The organism is Fusobacterium perfoetens, assembly GCF_021531595.1.
In the GTDB taxonomy this organism is placed as follows: domain Bacteria; phylum Fusobacteriota; class Fusobacteriia; order Fusobacteriales; family Fusobacteriaceae; genus Fusobacterium_B.
This window is the reverse complement of record NZ_JADYUD010000006.1, coordinates 25,778-47,245: the sequence shown is the minus strand read 5'-3', so window position 1 is coordinate 47,245 and position 21,468 is coordinate 25,778. Positions and strand designations below refer to the sequence as shown.

Below are 21,468 nucleotides of genomic sequence, written 5' to 3'. Positions count from 1 at the left end.
TTCAAAAAAGGTGGCTTTTAATGCCACCTTTTTCCTTTCCATGCTTCTTTCAGACTTTTATATTTTAATTTTTTTCTTTTCAAAACTTTTTAATTAAAATACTTTATAAATCTTAAAAAAATTTTCTTACTATATTTTTATTGTATTATTATAAATTAAGTGATATTATTAGTTTGGTATAATTTTTTTGTTACCTTCAAAATTAAATTTAATTTAAAGAGGTCATTTATGAAAAAAGCTATAGGTTATGTCCGTGTATCCAGTGATAAGCAGGTAAAAGAAGGAGGCGGGCTTGAAGTTCAAAAAAAAGCAATTATTCAATTTTGTGAAAAACAAGATATCAAACTCTTAGATATCTTTTCAGATGAGGGAATTTCAGGTGCAGAAGATATTGAAAAAAGAGAAGGGCTTGCCCAGTGCTTTGCATATATCAGAAAAAATAAAGAAGAAGTAAAATATGTTATAGTTCAAAAGCTTGATAGATTTGCAAGAGATACTATTCTTCTAGGGTATCTTGAATTTGAATTAAAAAAATGCAACTGTGAACTTTTAGCTGCAGATCAAAAATTCAACAACGATCCTTCTGGAAAATTGATGAAAGATATTATCAGTGCTTTTGCTGCATTTGAAAAAAATATGATTAATATGAGAACTTCAAGTGGTAAAAAAAATAAAATTGAAAAAAGACTCTTTACTGGAGGTAAAATTCCTCTTGGCTATAAAATAGTTGGAAACGATTTTATACAAATTGATGAAAAAACAGCTCCTATTATTAAATGTATTTTTGTTTTAAGAAATAAAAATTTTTCTTATAGAAAAATATCAAGATACATAGAAAATGTTTTCTGTGTGCCAATGCATCATACAAAAGTAAAATACATACTTTCAAATAAAGCATATATAGGAGAACTTTCTCAAGAAAAGAAATATCATATACCTATTACTCCTTTAATTACCAAAGAAGAATTTTATAAAGCAAATTCTTCTGTCCGTGTTCATAAGGATATAAAATAAGAGTATTAAAAAGACTGTTGCATTTTCTAATTTATAAAATAAAATTTGCAACAGCCTTTTTAATGTCTTTTTATAAAAGTCTGTTTTCTTTCTGTTCTTTTATTTTTTCTAAATGAAATATGCACATAATTTCTTTTTTTATAATAAATCATCTGATCAAAACTATATCCTGATCTCCTTATCCTGTCAAAAGCTATTCTTGCATTTCCTTTTATTGTAAAATCAACTGCAAGACCGTCTCTGTGAGCTGATGTTGTGCTCCCTCCAATTATCCTGTTAAGATTGGGACTTCTATACCAGCTGTTTATTGTAAGAGGCTGTCCTACAATATTTCTTATTTTTTCCATACGCCCTGCTGTATATTTTATAGTTTTAAAATCTCCTCTTCCTGGATAATTCTTTACCCCATATTTTTTAGCTGTTCTGCTGTTTGTTGCTTCATAAAAAGTAAAATGTTTTGAAATTTTATAATTATTTCTTTTTTTTACAACTGTACACCCTGTAAATAAAAAAATTAATAAAACTGCAAGCAGTACTTTTTTCATTTTTCTTACCCCTCTGCCCTTATTTTTTCTTATTTATTATATCATATTCTTCTTCCTATCTAAATATTTCTTTTTCAAGGAAAGAAATATCATTTGTAATTTCTCTGCTTACCATGTATAATATATTATTACTGAAACATATTAAATATAAATCAAAATAATTTTAAAATAAATATTATTTTTCAGAATATAAGGAGTGAATTTCAAAATGATAAAAATGGGAAAAAGACAAAAGATGAAAGTAAATAATTATACTGCCATCGGATTGTACTTAGATGCTGAAACAGGAAATGAAGATGATAATATTCTTCTTCCTAAAAATGAATTTGAAGATATGGAAGAAAAACCTGAAATAGGAAGCGAACTTGATGTTCTTATATATATGGATTCTGAAGATAGACCAATTGCAACTTTAAGAAAAACTGCTGCCACTGTTGGAATGCTTGCAAAACTTACTGCAACTGATGTTAATCCAAGACTTGGAGCTTTTCTTGACTGGGGACTAAAAAAAGAACTTCTTCTTCCTAAAGGACAAGAAATATGTCCTATTGAACCTGGAAGAAAATATCTTGTAGGACTTTATGAAGATAAAAAAGGGCGTATATCTGCAACAATGAAAATATATAGTTTCCTTCTTCCTTGCAGAGACTACAAAAAAAATGATATTGTTACAGGAACTGTTTACAATATAGATGAAAATATTGGAGTTTTTATTGCTGTTGATGACAGATATTTTGGAATGATTCCTAAAAATGAATATTTCAAACATTTTAAAATAGGTGAGGAAGTAACAGTAAGAGTTATAAGAGTCCGTGAAGATGGAAAACTTGATCTTGCTCCAAGAATGCTTGCTTATCAGCAAATGGATGAAGACTCAAAGCTTATCTTTGAAAAAATGAAAATTTTAAAAGGTGCTTTCTATTTCAATGATAAAACTTCACCTGAAGAAATTTATGACTATTTTGGAATAAGTAAAAAAGCATTTAAAAGAGCTATTGGAAATCTTCTTAAAGAAAATCTTATTGAAAAAACAGACAAAGGATTTGCTATAAAAAAATAATTTGTACTATTTAATTAGTCTTATATAAAATTTATATATTTATTTTTATTTTTAAATATAACCTGCTTATTTTTATATAGTTATTCTATATTTAATATAGGCAGGTTTTTTCTTTATTTTTTATTTAACATTTGTTTTTCAATATCTTTCAAAACATCTGATAATTTTACACATTTTTTATTTTTATTTGGAAATCTTTTAAATTTATAATATAATGTTAAGGACTGATTTTTTTAATTTATATAAAACTAAATTTATATATGGAGGTTTTGATGGAACAAAAAACAAAAAAGAGTTTTTTCAACAAGTTTCTTGACTTTGTTGAAGTAGGAGGAAATAAACTTCCTCACCCTGTAACATTGTTTGTTATTTTATCACTTATCATCATTGTAGTTTCAGAACTTTGTGTAAGAGCAGGAGTAACTGTAACTTATACTGGTTTTAACCAAAAAACTAAAGTTGTAGAAGAAATCACTCTTGCTGCAAGATCACTTATGAACGCTGAAGGTCTTAGATATATCTTTGATACTATGACACCAAACTTTACAAGTTTTGCTCCTCTTGGAACAGTTCTTGTTGCAATGATTGGAGTTGGAGTTGCTGAAGGTACAGGACTTATACAAACAGTTCTTAAGAAAATGGTAATGTCTACACCTAAAAAACTTCTTACTGCTGTTATTGTTTTCGCTGGTATAATGTCAAATATTGCTTCTGATGCTGGATATGTTGTACTTATCCCTCTTGGAGCTATTATATTCCTTTCTGTAGGAAGACACCCAATAGCAGGACTTGCTGCTGCATTTGCTGGAGTATCTGGAGGATTCTCTGCAAACCTTTTAATAGGAACTATTGATCCTCTTCTTGGAGGAATCACTACTGAGTCTGCAAGAATATTTGCACCTGACTATTTCGTTCCTGCAACAGCAAACTGGTATTTCATGATGTTCTCTACTATTATTATTACTTTCCTTGGTACATTTATCACTGAAAAAATAGTTGAACCTAGACTTGGGGAATATAAAGGAACACATGATGTTGAACATATAAGTGAACTTAGCGATGTTGAGAAAAAAGGTCTTAGATGGGCTGGGATTTCTCTTCTTATATTCGTTGCTGTAATGGCTTACTCAACTGTTCCTGCTAATGCTGTATTCAGAGTTAACGGTTCTTTAAATAAATTCATGGGTAACGGACTTCTTGTTGCTATCATGTTCTTCTTTATGATTCCTGGTATTGTTTACGGAGCTGTTACTAAATCTATTAAAAATGATAAAGATGTTGCAAACCTTATGGGTAACTCTTTAGGAACTCTTGGAGGATATCTTGCTCTTTCATTTGCTGCTGCACAGTTCATCGTATATTTCTCTTATACAAATCTTGGAACAATAGTTGCAGTTAAAGGAGCTGCTTTCCTTGAAGCTACAGGATTTACTGGATTCCCTCTTATTGTAGGATTTATTCTTGTAACTGCATTTATAAATCTTTTCATGGGATCTGCTTCTGCTAAATGGGCTATTATGGCACCTGTATTCGTTCCTATGTTTATGAAAATAGGATTTACACCAGAATTTACTCAGGCTATGTACAGAATAGGAGATTCAAGTACAAACATCATTTCTCCTTTAATGTCATACTTTGCATTTATCGTTGCATACTCTCAAAAATTTGGAAAAGAAAATGGAATGGGAACTCTTATCTCTACAATGCTTCCATTCTCAATGTGTTTCCTAGTTGTATGGTCAATCGTTCTTGTAATTTGGTATTTCTTAGGACTTCCAATTGGACCTGAAATTTATGCAACAATGCCTGTTCTTTAATAAAAAATATAATTAAAGATATAAAAAACCCACAGTTTTAAAAATCTGTGGGTTTTATTTTTACTATAATTCTTTTAATTCTTTTTCAAGTAATTCAGTAAGTCTTTCCATTTCATGAGCTACTGCTTCAAAATTTTCTTTTTCAAGAAGATTTACACCTGCTGTTTTAAGTTGTTCTATAGGATAGTTATTTCCTCCTGATTTTAATAGTTCTAAATATTTCACACGAGCTTCTTCTCTCTCTTCAATACTGTAATTTTTTCCTGTTACTTTTTCATAAAGTCTTGATGATGCTGCAAAGCTTGTTGCATACTGATAAACATAATAAGGTGAGTTAAAGAAATGAGGTATTCTTGCCCATATAATTTTTTGAAGTTCATCCATTACAAGAGTATCTCCAAAATATTCTGCAAATAATTTTGTCATTATTCCACTTAAAACATCTGGTGTTATTGGACTTCCTTCTTCTGCAAGTTTATGTGCCTCATATTCATAATCTGCAAACAGAGCCTGAATATAATATGTTCCCATAATATTTCCTATTGCTTCTTCTATAAGGGCAATTTTTTCTTCACGGCTTTCTGCTGTTTTAAGCATATAGTCAAGAAGAAGTCTCTCATTGAAAGTTGAAGCTACTTCTGCAACAAATATTGTATAGTCATTTGTTGCATAAGGCTGATGCTCTGTTGAATACATACTGTGTAAAGTATGTCCTAATTCATGTGCTAATGTAAATACAGAGTCCATAGTTCCATTGTAATTTAAAAGCATATATGGGTGAACATCATATATATTAAGAGAGTAAGCTCCACTTCTTTTATTAGGTGTTTCATAAACATCAAGCCATCCTTCTCCAAGAGCTTTTTCAAGATTCCTGCTGTAATCTTCTCCAAGAGGTTTTACAGATTTTAAAACAATGTCTTTGGCTTCTTCATAAGAAAATTCTTTTGTATAATCAGCTAGTTTAATTTGGTTATCATAATAATGATACGAATCAAGATTTAAATATTTTTTTCTGAATTCAACATATTTTTTTAAAGGTTCGCTGTTTTCTTTTGCTGAACTTATAAGATTTTCATAAACTTTTACTGGAATATTATCTGGCTCAAGAGCTTTTTCTGCTGTTGATTTATAATTTTTAGCTTTTGCTCCTGCTGCATCTCTTTGAAGTATTCCTTTATATATAGCTGCATAACTGTTTTTATTTACATTATACGAATTATATAATGCCTCAAATGCCTTTCTTCTGTCATCTTGATTTTTATTTCCATCAAGAATTTTTGAATATAATCCATTTGTTACCTGAACCTTTTCTCCTGTTGATAATTCTACTTCATTCCACACAATATCAGATGTAGAAAGTTCGTCGTAAATATCATTTACAGCTCCCATATATTGAGAAAAATGTGAAAGTAATTTTTCCTTATCTTTATCAAGAACATGGGTTCTTAATCTGTAAAGTTCCATTAAATTAAATTTATGATCTCTTATTTCATCATTTTCATCTATCCATTTTTCAACTTTTTCTTTTGGAATTTCTAAAATTTTTGGGCTTATCCATGAAGTTGCAACACTGAATTGTGCATAAATATATTCTATTTCCTGAAGTTTTTCTGAAACAAGCTGATCTGTTGAATCAAGATCTTTAAGCATATATGGATAAAGATATACTTTTTCCAATATTCTTGAAAGTTTTTCTTCAAGTTTTATAAGTTTTACAAAATCTTCTCTGCTGTTTTCTATCTTATTTTCATATTGTGGAATTTCTTTCATAAGACTTTTCATCTCTTCAACATCTTTTTGCCATTCTTCCCAGTCTTTATAAATATCTTCTGTATTCCATTTATATTTTTTATCAATTTCGTTTCTTGATTTTATCTTTTCCATACTTCACTCCTTTTATTTTAAGTTCTAAGTTATAATACCACTTTTCTCTTTTAATGTCCAACTTTCAAAAAATAGTAAAAATTTTTTAAAAACATATATGAAATATATAGATAATATGATAATATAGTAACAGAGGTACTATTATTTTATTAAAGCAGCTATAAAGGGAGGGGATATATTTTGGATTTACATTATCTAAAAATATTTTATGAAGTTGCAAGAGAAAAAAGCTTTACAAAAGCTGCAAATAAACTTTATATTAATCAATCAGCAGTTTCAATTCAAGTAAAAAAATTTGAAGAACTTCTGAATGCAAAACTTTTTGACAGAAGCTCAAAAAAAATAAGGCTTACTTATACAGGTGAAGCTCTTTACAGAATGGCAGAGGATATCTTTAATAAAGTTCAGAGAGCTGAAAAAGAAATAAATAGAATTATAAAACTAGGAAAAGCAAAAATTGTTATTGGAGCTACTTCTATTATAGGAGATCCTCTTCTTCCAAAACTTATGGAAGAATTCAGTTTTAAACATGGTGAAATTGAATATGAAATTCAGATGGGAAATAAAGCATGGCTTTTAAAATCTCTGAAAGAAGGAGAAATTGATATTGCTCTTCTTGATGAAGAACATATTGTAGATTCTAATCTTGATGTTTTAACTGTTGAAAAAGTTCCTTATGTCCTTATCACAGGAAGAAAAAATATCACATTGGAAAATGTTGCTGATTATCCACTTATTACAAGAAGCAATGTGCCTAACAATGCAAAAGCTATCAATCTTCTTGAAGAAAAATATAAAATTTCTTTTGACAACAGAATAACTGTTCTTGGAAGTCTTGAAGTTATTAAAGGAATGGTAAGAAATGAAATCGCTAATGTCATTCTGCCATACTATGCTGTATATAAAGAAATAAAAAGCGGAGAATTTAAAGTTGTAGAACAGCTTAATGAAATAAAAGATGGGTATCAGGTTGTAGTTACAAAAGATAAAAGCAGCCTGACACCTATAATTAAATTTTTAAACTTTATGTCAGAATACAAAATCAACAGTTAACTTTACATTTAAGGAGGAAATATGGCATTAATAGATTCTTATAAAACAGAATATCAACTTTTAAAAGACTTTATAGAGAAAGAAGAAAAAGAAAAAACAACAGAAAAAATAGCTGAGGAATTAGCTGATATTTTTAAAAATGGAAATAAAGTTCTTATCTGTGGAAATGGAGGAAGTAACTGTGATGCCCTTCATTTTGCAGAAGAATTTACAGGAAGATTTAGAAAAGAAAGAAGAGCTCTTCCTGCTATAGCTCTTTCAGATTCTTCTCACATAACATGTGTTGGAAATGATTATGGATTTGATTATATATTTTCAAAAGGTGTTGAAGCTTACGGAAAAGAAGGAGATATGTTTATAGGAATCTCTACAAGTGGAAATTCTGAAAATGTTATTAAAGCTGTTGAAAAAGCCAAAAGTCTTGGACTTAAAACAGTAGTTCTTTTAGGAAAAGATGGAGGAAAACTTAAAGGTATGTGTGATTATGAATTCATTATACCTGGAGAAACTTCTGACAGAATACAGGAAATACATATGATGATTCTACATATTATAATTGAAGGTGTGGAAAGAATCATGTTCCCTGAAAACTACTAAGAAATAATAAAATTTTTTCAATGTCAGAAAATTTTATTTTTTATAAGGGGCAATAGAAAATGAAAAAAATTTTAACAATATTTTTTATATTTGTCTCATTGACTATATATAGTTCTCCAAAGGAAAAAGCATATATAGGATCTTTTAATGCTCTCCGTCTTGGAGAATCTGAAAAAGATTACAAAGAATTAAGCAATATCCTTGTACTTCTTGACCTTATAGGACTTGAAGAAGTTTCAAACAGAGAAGGTGTTGAAACTCTTGTTGATGAACTTGAAAAAAATACCCATGAAAAATGGAATTATCATATTTCTCCTTATCCTGTAGGTACTAAAAAATATAAAGAATACTATGCTTATATTTGGAAAGAAAATAAAGTAAAATTTCTTAAATCAAAAGGATTTTATAAAGATAATGGAGATAAATTTATAAGAGAGCCTTATGGTGTAGATTTTAAAATTGGTGAATTTGATTTTACCTTCGTTATTATTCATTCTATTTATGGAAAAAATAAGTCTGTAAGAACTGCAGAAGCTATGAATTTAGATAAGGTATATGATTATTTTCAAAGCTCTGATAAAAAAGAAAATGATATTATCATAGGAGGAGACTTTAATCTTTCTGTAAGAAGTGAAGGATTTAAAAATCTTCTTTCTCACAGAGATAAAATTACAAATTGCATATCTCCAAATATGAAAACTACCATAGGAACAAAAGGATATGCTAATCAATATGATAATATTTTTATATCTGAAATCTATACAAAAGAATATACAGGAAGAAGTGGAGGTATAGACACTGCTAACGGAAATTATAAAAAAACAAGAAAACTTATTTCCGATCATATTCCTGTTTTCATAGAAGTTAATACATCAAAGGACGACGATTAGGGAGATTTTTTATTATGAATAACATTAATACTGCTTTTATTTTTCTTAACGGTGTTATGGACAACGGCAGTTCTTTTTATAAAGAACTTTTAATTAATGAAAATAATATATTCTGTGCTGATGGAGGTTTAAAACATGCTCTTGAAATGGGAATTTTTCCTCTTGAAGTATGGGGTGATTTTGATTCTGTAAGTAAATCTCTTGTAGAAATAGCTGAAAAAAGTGGCAGCAAAATTATTGAATTTGACAGCAGAAAAGATTTTACTGACGGAGAACTTATTTTATCTGAAATCTCAAAAAGAGGTTTTGATAAAATTGTAGTTTTAGGAGGACTTGGAGGAAGAACAGATCATCTTCTTACAAATCTTAACTTGCTTTTTAAATTTGATAATGTTTTCTTTGTTGATGAAAAAGAAACTATTTTCAGAGTAAATAAAAAAACTGAAATAAAAAAACAAAAAGGAAAAACAATATCATTTATTCCTATGACAGATACTGTATCAGAAATAACTCTTACTGGCTTTGAATATCCTTTAGATAAACATACTCTAAGAAGAGGGGATTCAATTTGTACAAGTAATATTATCAAAGAGGAAAAAGCTACCATTGAGTTTTCAAGAGGAAAATTATTAGGAGTTATACAAAATAAATAACCTGTTAGATTTTTTGTTAGTATTGATTTTTTTTATTTTTTATGTTAAAATAATTTTTAGAAATAAAAAAGGACTAATAAAATGACTAAATTTAAAATTTATTATTAAACATTATATAAAAGGATTGTGTATTCACTATCCTTTTTTTTTGAAAAAAATAAAGATGCTTATAAAATTTTAACGGAGGTTATATAATTATGACAGAAATCACAACAAAAGGTAAGCTTGTACTTGGTTTACAGCATGTACTTGCTATGTTTGGAGCAACAGTTTTAGTTCCTTTTCTTACAGGACTTAATCCTTCTATTGCTCTTCTTACTGCTGGAATCGGTACTCTTCTATTCCACTTATGTACTAAAGGAATAGTACCTGTTTTCTTAGGTTCATCTTTTGCTTTCATAGGAGCTATTGGTCTTGTTTTAAAAGATGGTGGAATTGGAGCTGTTAAAGGTGGAGTTATTGCTGCAGGTCTTGTTTATGTTGTTATGAGTAGACTTGTAAAAATTTATGGTGTTGAAAAAATAAAATCATACTTCCCTCCTGTTGTAGTAGGACCTACAATAGTTGTTATAGGATTAAGACTTAGCCCAACTGCTCTTTCAATGGCTGGATATTCAAACGGACATTTTGACGGAAAAAGTTTAATAGTTTCAGGAATTGTTGTAATATCTATGATTGTTATTTCTATTCTTGGAAAATCATTTTTCAGATTAGTTCCTATTCTGATATCTGTTACTTTGGGATATATTGTTTCTATTTTTATGGGAATGGTTGATTTCACTCCTATAAAAGAAGCTGGATGGATTGGGCTTTCTTCTGAAGCTGCTCACTCTCTTTTCACTATGCCTGAATTTACTCTGACAAGTGTTCTTGCCATTGCACCTATCGCTCTTGTTGTTTTCATTGAACACATAGGAGATATTACTACAAATGGAGCTGTTGTAGGAAAAGATTTCTTTGCTAATCCTGGAATAAGCAGAACTCTTTTAGGAGATGGAATTGCAACTATAGTTGCTGGATTTTTAGGAGGTCCTGCAAATACTACATATGGTGAAAATACAGGAGTTCTTGCTGTTACAAAAGTTTATGATCCTGCTATTTTAAGAATAGCTGCATGTTATGCAATCTGCCTTGCTTTTATTGGAAAATTCGGAGTTATTCTTCAAACAATTCCATCACCTGTTATGGGAGGAATTTCTGTTATTCTTTTTGGAATGATAGCATCTGTAGGTATGAGAACTCTTATTGAAGCACAGCTTGACTTCTCTCATTCAAGAAATCTTATCATCTCATCTCTTATTCTTGTATTTGGAATAGGAATTGATAATATTGTTGTATGGAGAACTGTTTCTCTTTCTGGGCTTGCAATAGCAGCTTTTGTAGGAATTATCTTAAATAAAATTTTCCCTGAAAATATGTAAAAACAAAATTTTATAAATTTATTTTTTAATGAAGGGACTGTTGCAAATTTATACAAATAAAATTTTCTCTTGTGAAAATATTTTTTATTTATATTGTTCGTTTCACTAAAAATGACAAACTCACTTCGTTCAGACAGTGTCATTTTTCAGTGTTCAACTCACTGCATAAATTACAAAAATATTTTCAATATTCTAAAATTTTATTTGTATAAATTAGAAAATACAACAGTTCCTTTCTTTTTTTATTCAAATTTTTTATAAATATCATTGTCTTTATTTATGATTATTAAAATATTTAAAAGCATTAGGTCTGTTTTTTTACTACTATCTTTGTAATTTTTAAAACTTTTTTTGTTATCATAAATCAAATAAAAATATATAATAATTTCAACAAAAATTATAAGACTAAAACTTTTTGAAAAATTTTCTTGCTTTTTTTTTGATTTTGTTCTATACTTACCTCAATAAGAAAAAAATATTCTTATTGAATATATTTATAAAAAAGGAGGTTAGAATATGTTTTTACTACTTAGCATAATATTTGTCATATGTGTCATACTGCTGATAATAAGGAACACAACTAAATATGCAGATAGTTTTGTTAGGGAAAGTTTAAGTCATATTCTATTGCCTTTGTTTAAATATAATTTTTTATAATAGCATAAGTTAATTTTTTAGATGATACATAAATATCATTTAAAAGTTTATTTTATAAAAAATATTTTTAAATAATAACTTTAGTAGTTTTAGGACAGCCTAACAAGGTTGTCCTTTTTTTATAAATTTTTTTAGGGAAGGGGGAATAAAAATGAAAAAATTTAATGTTGTTTTATTAGGAGCTGCTTTACTTCTTACTGCATGTGGAGGTGCAAAAGAAACTTCAACTGAAGCTGATGTTGTTAAAATCGGAGGTATCGGACCTCTAACTGGGCCTCTTGCTATTTATGGAGTTACTTCTACAAATGGATCAAAACTTGCTATGGAGGAAATCAATAAAAATGGAGGTATCCTTGGAAAACAAGTTGAATATATTGTTCTTGATGAAAAAGGAGATTCAACTGAAGCTGTTACTGCTTATAACAAACTTGTAGATGAAGGAGTTGTTGCTCTTATTGGAGATATCACTTCAAAACCATCTCTTGCTGTTGCTGAAGTTGCTGCTCAGGATAATATGCCTATGATTACTCCTACAGGAACTCAATTCAATATCACCGAAGCTGGACCAAATGTTTTCCGTGTATGTTTTACAGATCCTTATCAAGGAGTTGTTCTTGCAAACTTTGCTAAAAATAATCTTAATGCTGAAACAGTTGCTGTTGTTGTAAATAACTCAAATGATTATTCTGATGGAGTTGCAAAAGCATTTATTGAACAGGCTGAAAAACTTGGTTTAAAAGTTGTGGCTAAAGAAGGATACTCTGATGGAGATAAAGATTTCAGAGCTCAGCTTACAAAAATTCTTCCAACTAATCCTGATGTTCTTGTAGTTCCTGATTACTATGAACAAGTTGCACTTATCACAACTCAAGCAAGAGAAGTTGGAATTAAAGCTACTTTTGTAGGACCTGATGGATGGGACGGAGTTGCTAAAACTCTTGATCCTAGTGCATATGGAGCTATTGAAAATTCATACTTCACTAATCACTACTCATTACAGGATCAATCAGAAAAAGTTCAGAATTTCTTAAAAGCATATAAAGAAGCTTATAATGAAGAACCTTCTGCATTCTCTGCTCTTTCTTATGATGCTGCTTACATGGTAAAAGCTGCTATTGAAAAAGCTGGAACTACAGAAAAACAAGCTGTTGTAGATGCTTTAAAATCTCTTGACTACAGTGGTGTTACAGGACATCTTACATTTGATGAAAAGAATAATCCTGTAAAAGCTGTAACTGTTTTAAAAATAGTAAATGGTGAATACACATTTGATTCTGTTGTTGAGCCAGCTAAATAATATAAAATAATTAATAACACAGTATGGAAAAACTGAAAATATTTCAGTTTTTCCAACTGTTTAAATAAACTTAAGGAGAGAGATATGGAATTTTTACTTCAAATTATCAACGGTTTACAAATAGGAAGCATCTATGCTCTTATTTCACTTGGGTATACCATGGTTTATGGAATTGCACAGTTAATCAACTTTGCACATGGGGATATCATAATGGTTGGAGCATACATTTCACTTTTCTGTATTCCAGCTTTTACAAAAATGGGATTACCCGTATGGCTTACAATGATACCTGCTGTCATTGTTTGTGTCCTTTTAGGAATGTTTACTGAAAGAGTTGCTTACAGACCTCTTAGAAATTCTCCAAGAATTTCTAACCTTATCACAGCCATAGGAGTAAGCTTATTACTTGAAAATCTTTTTATGAAATTATTTACGCCAAATACAAGACCATTCCCTAAGGTGTTTACACAACCTCCTCTTACTTTTGGAGCTCTTCACCTTAACTTTGGAACTATTGTTACTATCATTGTTACAATCGTTCTTTCTGTAGGTCTTCAATATTTTATGAAAAAGACTAAATATGGAAAAGCTATGTTAGCTACTAGTGAAGACTATGGTGCTGCAAGACTTGTTGGAATTAATGTAGATCATACTATTCAACTTACATTTGCTATAGGAAGTGGACTTGCTGCTGTTGCTGCCGTTCTTTATGTTGCTGCTTATCCTCAAGTTCAACCTCTTATGGGTTCTATGCCAGGAATAAAAGCTTTCATTGCTGCTGTTCTTGGAGGAATTGGAATTCTTCCAGGTGCTGTTCTTGGAGGATTTATTCTTGGAATTGTAGAAAGTCTTACAAGAGCATATCTTTCTTCTCAGCTTGCTGATGCTTTTGTTTTTGCAATACTTATTGTTGTACTTTTAGTTAAACCTACAGGTATTTTAGGTAAAAATATAAGAGAAAAGGTATAGGAGGATTCTTCACATGGATAAATATAAAAAATTAAGTTACACATTTACTCTTATACTGGTTCTGGTTCTTTATGCAGTTCTTGGAAGTCTTATTGGTTCAGGAATAATTTCTAGATATCAGACTGGTATATTAATTATTATCTGTATCAATATTATTCTTGCAGTAAGTCTTAATATAACAGTTGGTTGCCTTGGACAGATTACAATAGGTCATGCTGGATTTATGTCAGTAGGTGCTTATGCTGCTGCTCTTTTTTCTAAATCTGGTATTATTGACGGACTTCCTGGATATATTGTAGCTCTTATTATTGGAGGAATTGTTGCTGGTATAGTTGGAATTATTATTGGTATTCCTGCTCTTAGACTTAATGGTGACTACCTTGCAATCATTACTCTTGCTTTTGGAGAAATCATAAGAGTTCTAATAGAATATTTTAAATTTACAGGAGGAGCTCAAGGACTTCGTGGTATTCCTCGTACAAACAGTAATTTTACAATAATTTATTTTGTAATGATTATTTCTGTTATGATGATGTTCTCACTTATGACAAGCCGTCATGGCCGTGCTGTTCTTTCTATCCGTGATGATGAAATAGCAAGTGGAGCTTCAGGAGTAAACACTACTTATTATAAAACATTTGCATTCACTGTATCAGCTGTTTTTGCAGGTGTAGCAGGAGCTGTATATGCTCATCATCTAGGAATTTTAGGAGCAAAACAATTTGACTTTAACTATTCAATCAATATTCTTACTATAGTTGTACTTGGAGGAATGGGAAGTTTCACTGGATCTATTTTATCAGCAATTGCACTTACTGTGCTTCCTGAAGTGCTTCGTGGATTCTCTGATTATCGTATGATTATTTATTCACTTTTATTAATACTTACTATGATATTCCGTCCAACTGGATTATTTGGGCGTAAAGAATTTCAAATTACACCAATTATCAAAAGATTTTTCAAAAATAAGGAGGGTAAAGATGAACAATAATAAAGTGGTACTAAGTGCAAAAAACATCTCTATTACCTTCGGTGCATTAAAAGCTGTAACAGATTTTAATCTTGAAATAAGAGAAAATGAACTTGTTGGACTTATCGGACCAAATGGTGCTGGTAAAACAACTGTTTTCAATATTATTACAGGAGTATATTCACCTACAAGTGGAGAATATCATTTTAATGGAGAACCTGTAACAAAAACTCCAACATTTAAACTTGTAAAAAAAGGTCTTGCAAGAACTTTCCAAAATATAAGACTTTTCAAATATATGTCTGTTCTTGATAATGTTCTTGTAGCAAATAATTTCAATATGAAATATGGAATATTAACTGGTATTTTCCGTTTCCCAAATTATTGGAAAGAAGAAAAGAAAGCAAGAGAGAAAGCTCTTGAACTTCTTAAGATTTTTGATCTTGACCAATATGCAGATACTATGGCAGGAAATCTTCCTTATGGAAAACAAAGAAAGCTTGAAATAGCTCGTGCAATGGCAACAAATCCAAAACTTCTTCTGCTTGATGAACCTGCAGCTGGAATGAATCCTACTGAAACAGAAGAGCTTATGAATACTATCCGTTTAATAAGAGATCGTTTCAATATTGCAATTCTTTTAATTGAACATGATATGAAGCTTGTTCTTGGAATATGTGAAAGATTAGTTGTTCTTGATCACGGAACTACTATTGCAGCTGGAGATCCTATTGAAGTTATCAATACACCTGCAGTTGTCACTGCATATCTTGGACAGGAGGAGGAATAATTTTATGAATACAGAAGCTAAAACAATGCTTGAAATTAAAGATTTACATGTCTATTATGATAATATCCATGCTCTAAAAGGAGTTTCTCTTAAAGTAAAAGAAGGAGAAATTGTTTCTCTTATTGGTGCAAATGGTGCAGGTAAGACAACAACTCTTCAAACTATTTCGGGACTTATTCAGTCAAAACAAGGAAAAATTATCTTCCGTGGTAAAGACATTACAAAAGAAAAACCACACTTAATCTGTCAAGCTGGAATTGCTCAAGTTCCTGAAGGAAGAAGAATTTTTTCAAGGCTTGCAGTTAAAGATAATCTTAAACTAGGAGCTTTTACTGTTAAAGACACTCCTGAAAACCTTGAGAAAGACAGAGCAAAATTCTATAAAGATTTCCCAAGAATGTCAGAAAGGAAAAATCAAATGGCAGGAACTCTTTCAGGAGGAGAACAACAAATGCTTGCTATGGGAAGAGCTATTATGAGCAGACCTAAACTTTTAATTTTAGATGAACCATCAATGGGACTTTCTCCTCTTTTTGTTAAAGAAATTTTTTCTGTCATTAAAAAATTAAAAGAAGATGGTGTTACTATCCTTCTTGTTGAACAAAATGCAAAAATGGCACTTTCTATTGCTGATTATGCCTATGTTATAGAAACAGGAAAAATTACTCTTGAAGGACCTGCTCAAGAACTTTTAAATAATCCTGATATTAAAAAAGCTTATCTTGGAGCATAATAAAGAGATTAAAAAGATTTGTAACAAATTTTTCATACTTTTGTTATAAAATTTAAGTGATTTTTTATTTTTTTTCATTCTTTTTATCTCTATATAAAATTAACTATTACATCCATATATTTTCTTATTTATAAGAATTGAAAAAAATAATTATTGACATGCTTTTGTTTCTTTGATAAAATTTTCATGTAATAAACAAATATTTTAAAAAAGGAGTTTCACATGTTACACATAGCAGTCATATTCATATTAAGCCTGATAGTCATACAAAGCATTAAATTGAATATGAACTCTAAAGTATATTAGGAATTCCTTAAGTTATACAAAACACACTTATTTGATGTTTTAAACTTATATTTAAAATTATGAACAGCCTAATTTACTACGGCTGTTTTTTTATTAGTGTGAATAATTATTTTAAACAACTTTTAGGAGGATTTTATGAATAGGAAAAAAGAAGTTTTAATTTTAGGTTTTGCTTTATTTGCTATGTTCTTTGGTGCTGGGAACCTTATTTTCCCTCCCTCTCTTGGAATTGAAATGGGAAAAGACTGGCTTCTTGCAGGAATAGGATTTTTATTAACAGGTGTAGGACTTCCTCTTCTTGGAGTTCTTGCTTTCACAAAAGTAGGAAGACTTGAAGATTTCTCTGTAAAAATTTCTTCAAGATTTAATACTCTTTATTGTACAGCCCTTGTTCTTGTAATAGGACCTCTATTTGCTATTCCAAGAACTGGAGCAACTACTTTTGAAATGGGAGTTCTTCCTTCTTTTCCAAATACTGATCCAAAAATGCTTTCTATTATTACAGCTGTGCTTTTCTTTGGTCTTACTCTTATTCTTGTTATAAGAGAATCAAAAATAACTGATATTATTGGAAAATTTTTAACTCCTATTATTCTTGTTATTCTTGCTGCAATAGCTATACTTGGAATTACTGGAGACATTGGAACTGCAGTTGATAAACATATTACAAGTGTATTCTCAAAAGGATTTGTAAGTGGTTATCAAACAATGGATGCTCTTGCTTCTGTTATATTTGGTGTAGTCATTGTTAAAGGTCTTGAAGGAAAAGGAATAACTGATGAAAAAGAACAAAGATATTTCTTATCTGGTTCAGGTCTTATTGCAGCAATTGGTTTAGGACTTATCTATTTCAGTCTTATGTTCCTTGGAGCAAAAGTAAGTGGTGTAGGAACTTTCTCTACTACAAGTGCTGCTCTTTATCTTGCTGAAGTTACTCTTGGTTCTGCTGGAAAAATTGCTTTCGGTATCTGTGTTGCAACTGCATGTCTTACTACATCTGTAGGGCTTGTTGCTATTTCAAGTGACTGGTTCTCAAGATTTACACCTATATCTTATAAAGTATGGTCAGTTATTATCTGTGTCTTCTCTGGTGTTGTTGCAATAGAAGGAGTTGACTTTATAGTAAAACTTTCTGTTCCTGTTTTATGTATTTTATATCCTGTTACAATCATTCTTATTCTTTTAAATATATTTGGAGTAAGTCATGTTCTTGTTTACAGACTAGCAACATATACAACTCTTGTTGTAATTACACTTGAAGTTGGAGCAAGTACTTTCGGAATTACTTCTCTTTCAAATGCTCTTTTAAATATCCCTCTTGCAAAAGAAGGATTTGTATGGGTTCTTCCATGTTTAATCAGTATTATTATAGGTTCTGTAGCTGCTCCTATTAGAAAAGCTGCTAAATTAAAAGCAAAAACTGAAAAATAATAAACTTTTTATATAGAAAGCCTGCTTAAAAATAGCAGGTTTTTTTATTTTAACATTCTTTCTATTAAAAAAGAACGGCTAAAAAACCGTCCTTTTTTATGATTATTGATTTTGTAATTCTTTAATATTTTCAGAAAGTTTATCAAATTTATCTTGGTATTCTTTCTGAATTCTTCTGTCTCTTTCTAAAATATGAGCAGGAGCTTTTGAAGTAAACTTCTCATTTGAAAGTTTAGCATTCATCTTTTCAAGTTCAGCTGCAACTTTAGTAAGCTGAGCTTGTAATTTTTTAACTTCTGCTTCTACATCAAGAAGACCTGTAAGTATCATATATACTTCTGAATTTCCTGTAACTCTGAATCCACTTTGAGCAGGTTTTTCCATATCTTTTCCATATTCAATAGATTCAAGATTTCCAAGTCTTGTTATAAAGAAATAGTTTTCTTTTATTGTCTCAAGTTCACTGTCATCAGAAGATTTGATTACAACTTTTGCTGGTTTTGCAGGTGAAATTCCAGCTTCTGCTCTTATGTTTCTTAATGAAGAAATAAGTTCTTTAATATATTCAAAAGATTTTTCTGCATCTTTATCTATTAATCTTTCATCAGCAACAGGATATTGTGCAAGCATTACTGTATCCCCTTCTGCTTTTATTGTCTGCCAGATTTCTTCTGTTATATAAGGCATAAATGGATGAAGAAGTCTCATTCCTGCTTCAAGAACTGTCCATAACACATATTGTGCTGTAAGTTTTGAATCAGCATCTTCAGAGTTGTAAAGTCTTATTTTTGCCATTTCAACATACCAGTCACAGAAATCTCCTCTTAAAAATTCATATACAGCTTTTGCTGCTTCATCAAGAAGGAATTTATCAAGTTTATCTGCTACTTCTGCTGCTGTTTCGTTAAGTCTTGAGAATATCCATTTATCAACAAGCTCATATTTAAGTCTTGACTTATCAACTTTTGTTGGATCAAATCCTTCTAGGTTCATAATAACAAATCTTGAACCATTCCACATTTTATTTGCAAAGTTTCTTCCCATTTCAATAAGTTTTTCAGAGAAATGAACATCTTGTCCTTGAGAAGTATTATATATCATCGCAAATCTTATAGCATCTGCTCCATACTTTTCAATAAGATCTAAAGGATTAGGAGAGTTTCCTAAAGATTTAGACATTTTTCTTCCTATTTCATCTCTTACTATTCCGTGGAAAAATACATTTTTAAATGGAATTTCATCCATTTCATAAAGTCCAAACATAATCATTCTTGCTACCCAGAAGAATATAATATCAGCACCTGTTACAAGTGTTGAAGTAGGATAGAAAGTTTCAAGAGATTTTGTTTTTTCAGGCCATCCAAGAGTTGAGAAAGGCCAAAGTGCTGATGAGAACCATGTATCAAGAACATCTTCTTCTTGAACAAGTTCAACTTTTTTTCCATAATGAACTTCTGCCTGTTTCATTGCTTCTTCTTCACTGATTGCAACAAACATTTTTTGGTCAGGTCCATACCATGCAGGTATTCTGTGTCCCCACCAAAGTTGTCTTGAAATACACCAGTCTCTTATATTTTCAAGCCAGTTATAATATATTTTTTCCATTCTCTTAGGCATTATTTTAATTTCGCCGTTTCTTACTACTTCAAGAGCTCTTTTTGCAAGAGGTTCCATTTTTACAAACCATTGTTTAGAAACTCTTGGTTCAATTATAGTTCCACATCTATAACATGTTCCTACATTATGATTATGTGGCTCTATTTTTACAAGATATCCTTCGGCCTTTAAATCTTCAACGATTTTTTCTCTTGCTTCAAATCTATCAAGCCCTGCATATTTTGGATAATCTTCTACGATTTTTCCATCAGCTGTCATCATATTTATAATTGGAAGATTATATTTATTTCCAATGTTAAAGTCATTAGGATCATGAGCAGGAGTAATTTTTAAAGCTCCTGTTCCAAATTCCATATCAACATATTCATCAGCTATAATTTCTATTTCTCTTCCTACTAATGGAAGTATTGCTTTCTTACCTACAAATTCTTTGTATCTTTCATCATTAGGATTTACTGCAATAGCAACATCGGCAAGCATTGTTTCTGGTCTTGTAGTTGCAATTATAAGGAACTTGTCTGTATCTTTTACAGGATATTTAATATGCCAGAAATTTCCAGGTTTTTCCACATGGTCAACTTCATCATCTGCAAGAGCTGTTCCACATCTTGGACACCAGTTTACCATATATTCTCCCTGATAAATAAGTCCATCATTATATAAATCAACAAATATATGTCTTACAGCTTCTGAAAGTCCTTCGTCCATTGTAAATCTTTCTCTGTCCCAGTCAAGTGAAGCTCCAAGTTTTCTAAGCTGATTAGTTATTATTCCTCCGTGCTCCTCTTTCCATTCCCAAGTTCTTTTTAAGAATTCTTCTCTTCCTAAATCTTCTTTTGTAAGTCCTTCTTCAGCAAGTTTTCTTTCTACTTTATTTTGAGTTGCAATACCAGCATGGTCACATCCTGGAAGCCATAAAGTATTTTTTCCTGTCATTCTGTTGTATCTTACAAGAGTATCTTGAATAGAGTTATTTAAAACATGCCCCATATGAAGTATTCCTGTTACATTTGGAGGAGGGATGACTATTGAATAGTTCTCCTTACCATCATCTAAAGTAGCAGCAAAATACTTAGATTCTTCCCAGTGCTTATACCATTTTTTTTCAATTTCACTAGGAGAATAGATTTTTTCCAGTTCTTTCATTAATTTCCCTCCTGTTTTATTTTTTCTTCATTTAAAACTTCTTCAATATAATCTAATATTTCATCTCTGCCTGTATCTTTTAATGAAGAATGGAAAAATACATCTTCATTATGAAATTCAAGCTTAGTTCTTATTGCTTTTAAACATTTAAACTTCTCATTATTTGACACTTTATCCATTTTAGTAAAAATAATTTTAAATGGAATATCAAAGTGATCAAGCCAGTGAAGCATATCCATATCTTCTGCTGTGGGAACTCTTCTTATATCAAGAAGAACAAAAACAAGTTTTTTTCTTTTGCTTGCAAGATATCTTTCCATCGTTTGTCCCCATTCAGCTTTCATAGCTTTAGGAACTTTAGCAAATCCATATCCTGGTAAATCTACAAGGAAAAATTCATTATTTATTATAAAATAATTTATAAGCTGAGTTCTTCCTGGAGTCTTACTTATTCTAGCAAGTTTTCCTCTTCTTGTTATGCTGTTTATAAGAGAAGATTTTCCTACATTTGACCTTCCTACAAAAGCAAATTCTATGTTGGAAAGTTCTTCAGGATAATCTTTTTCATATACAGCAGATTTAACAAATTCTGCTTGTTTTATTATCATAGCTCTC

At 30.3% G+C, this 21,468-nt stretch carries 18 protein-coding genes; 14 read left to right on the top strand and 4 right to left on the bottom strand.

Features of this window, described 5'->3' with window-relative positions:
- The first annotated feature begins 228 nt into the window (after positions 1–228).
- A complete protein-coding gene (locus I6E17_RS04725; protein WP_235235878.1) occupies positions 229–1,014 on the top strand; it encodes a recombinase family protein in 786 nt (261 codons plus the stop codon).
- A gap of 59 nt (positions 1,015–1,073) precedes the next feature.
- Here the strand turns inward: I6E17_RS04725 and I6E17_RS04720 are convergent, their stop codons facing one another.
- Entirely contained in the window at positions 1,074–1,559 is a 486-nt protein-coding gene (locus I6E17_RS04720; RefSeq protein ID WP_235235876.1) for a D-Ala-D-Ala carboxypeptidase family metallohydrolase, read from the bottom strand.
- Positions 1,560–1,767: 208 nt separating this feature from the next.
- Between I6E17_RS04720 and I6E17_RS04715 the strand changes: the two genes are divergently transcribed.
- Both I6E17_RS04715 and I6E17_RS04710 read left to right on the top strand, forming a co-directional pair.
- Positions 1,768–2,619 carry a S1 RNA-binding domain-containing protein gene (locus tag I6E17_RS04715; RefSeq protein WP_235235874.1) on the top strand — a complete coding sequence of 284 codons (852 nt, stop codon included), beginning with the start codon at positions 1,768–1,770 and terminating at the stop codon, positions 2,617–2,619.
- A gap of 272 nt (positions 2,620–2,891) precedes the next feature.
- Complete coding sequence (locus I6E17_RS04710) at positions 2,892–4,436, top strand: AbgT family transporter (RefSeq protein ID WP_235235872.1); 1,545 nt, start codon at positions 2,892–2,894, stop codon at positions 4,434–4,436.
- A 63-nt stretch (positions 4,437–4,499) separates the two neighbouring features.
- Here the strand turns inward: I6E17_RS04710 and pepF are convergent, their stop codons facing one another.
- The gene (pepF, locus tag I6E17_RS04705) at positions 4,500–6,314 is read right to left on the bottom strand and encodes an oligoendopeptidase F (RefSeq protein WP_235236009.1); all 1,815 of its coding nucleotides are present in this window, start codon (positions 6,312–6,314) and stop codon (positions 4,500–4,502) included.
- A 189-nt stretch (positions 6,315–6,503) separates the two neighbouring features.
- On the opposite strand from pepF, the gene I6E17_RS04700 reads away from it, so the two are divergent.
- The 11 genes from I6E17_RS04700 to brnQ all read left to right on the top strand — a co-directional run bounded on the left by I6E17_RS04700 (position 6,504) and on the right by brnQ (position 18,090).
- Complete coding sequence (locus I6E17_RS04700) at positions 6,504–7,376, top strand: LysR family transcriptional regulator (protein ID WP_235235870.1); 873 nt, start codon at positions 6,504–6,506, stop codon at positions 7,374–7,376.
- Positions 7,377–7,397: 21 nt separating this feature from the next.
- Complete coding sequence (gene gmhA / locus I6E17_RS04695; RefSeq protein ID WP_235235868.1) at positions 7,398–7,973, top strand: D-sedoheptulose 7-phosphate isomerase; 576 nt, start codon at positions 7,398–7,400, stop codon at positions 7,971–7,973.
- 59 nt (positions 7,974–8,032) lie between these two features.
- Complete coding sequence (locus tag I6E17_RS04690) at positions 8,033–8,863, top strand: endonuclease/exonuclease/phosphatase family protein (protein ID WP_235235867.1); 831 nt, start codon at positions 8,033–8,035, stop codon at positions 8,861–8,863.
- Between the two features lie 14 nt (positions 8,864–8,877).
- Positions 8,878–9,516, top strand: a complete 639-nt coding sequence (locus tag I6E17_RS04685) for a thiamine diphosphokinase (protein ID WP_235235865.1) — start codon at positions 8,878–8,880, stop codon at positions 9,514–9,516.
- 197 nt (positions 9,517–9,713) lie between these two features.
- On the top strand, positions 9,714–10,937 hold the full coding sequence (locus tag I6E17_RS04680) for a uracil-xanthine permease family protein (protein ID WP_176829437.1): 1,224 nt from the start codon (positions 9,714–9,716) through the stop codon (positions 10,935–10,937).
- A gap of 808 nt (positions 10,938–11,745) precedes the next feature.
- Positions 11,746–12,891 (top strand): ABC transporter substrate-binding protein, encoded by a 1,146-nt coding sequence (locus I6E17_RS04675; RefSeq protein WP_176829438.1) that lies wholly within the window; start codon positions 11,746–11,748, stop codon positions 12,889–12,891.
- Between the two features lie 84 nt (positions 12,892–12,975).
- A complete protein-coding gene (locus I6E17_RS04670; RefSeq protein WP_176829439.1) occupies positions 12,976–13,860 on the top strand; it encodes a branched-chain amino acid ABC transporter permease in 885 nt (294 codons plus the stop codon).
- 13 nt (positions 13,861–13,873) lie between these two features.
- A complete protein-coding gene (locus tag I6E17_RS04665; RefSeq protein WP_235235863.1) occupies positions 13,874–14,851 on the top strand; it encodes a branched-chain amino acid ABC transporter permease in 978 nt (325 codons plus the stop codon).
- Positions 14,841–15,620, top strand: coding sequence for an ABC transporter ATP-binding protein (locus I6E17_RS04660; protein ID WP_176829441.1), 780 nt, complete (start codon positions 14,841–14,843; stop codon positions 15,618–15,620). The genes I6E17_RS04665 and I6E17_RS04660 overlap by 11 nt, the downstream gene beginning before the upstream one ends.
- Before the next feature lie 25 nt (positions 15,621–15,645).
- On the top strand, positions 15,646–16,353 hold the full coding sequence (locus I6E17_RS04655; protein WP_328225708.1) for an ABC transporter ATP-binding protein: 708 nt from the start codon (positions 15,646–15,648) through the stop codon (positions 16,351–16,353).
- A 441-nt stretch (positions 16,354–16,794) separates the two neighbouring features.
- Positions 16,795–18,090 carry a branched-chain amino acid transport system II carrier protein gene (brnQ, locus tag I6E17_RS04650; protein ID WP_176829443.1) on the top strand — a complete coding sequence of 432 codons (1,296 nt, stop codon included), beginning with the start codon at positions 16,795–16,797 and terminating at the stop codon, positions 18,088–18,090.
- A gap of 102 nt (positions 18,091–18,192) precedes the next feature.
- Here the strand turns inward: brnQ and I6E17_RS04645 are convergent, their stop codons facing one another.
- Positions 18,193–20,853 (bottom strand): valine--tRNA ligase, encoded by a 2,661-nt coding sequence (locus I6E17_RS04645; RefSeq protein ID WP_176829444.1) that lies wholly within the window; start codon positions 20,851–20,853, stop codon positions 18,193–18,195.
- Positions 20,853–21,461 (bottom strand): ribosome biogenesis GTP-binding protein YihA/YsxC, encoded by a 609-nt coding sequence (gene yihA / locus I6E17_RS04640; protein WP_176829445.1) that lies wholly within the window; start codon positions 21,459–21,461, stop codon positions 20,853–20,855. The genes I6E17_RS04645 and yihA overlap by 1 nt, the downstream gene beginning before the upstream one ends.
- Positions 21,462–21,468 lie beyond the last annotated feature (7 nt).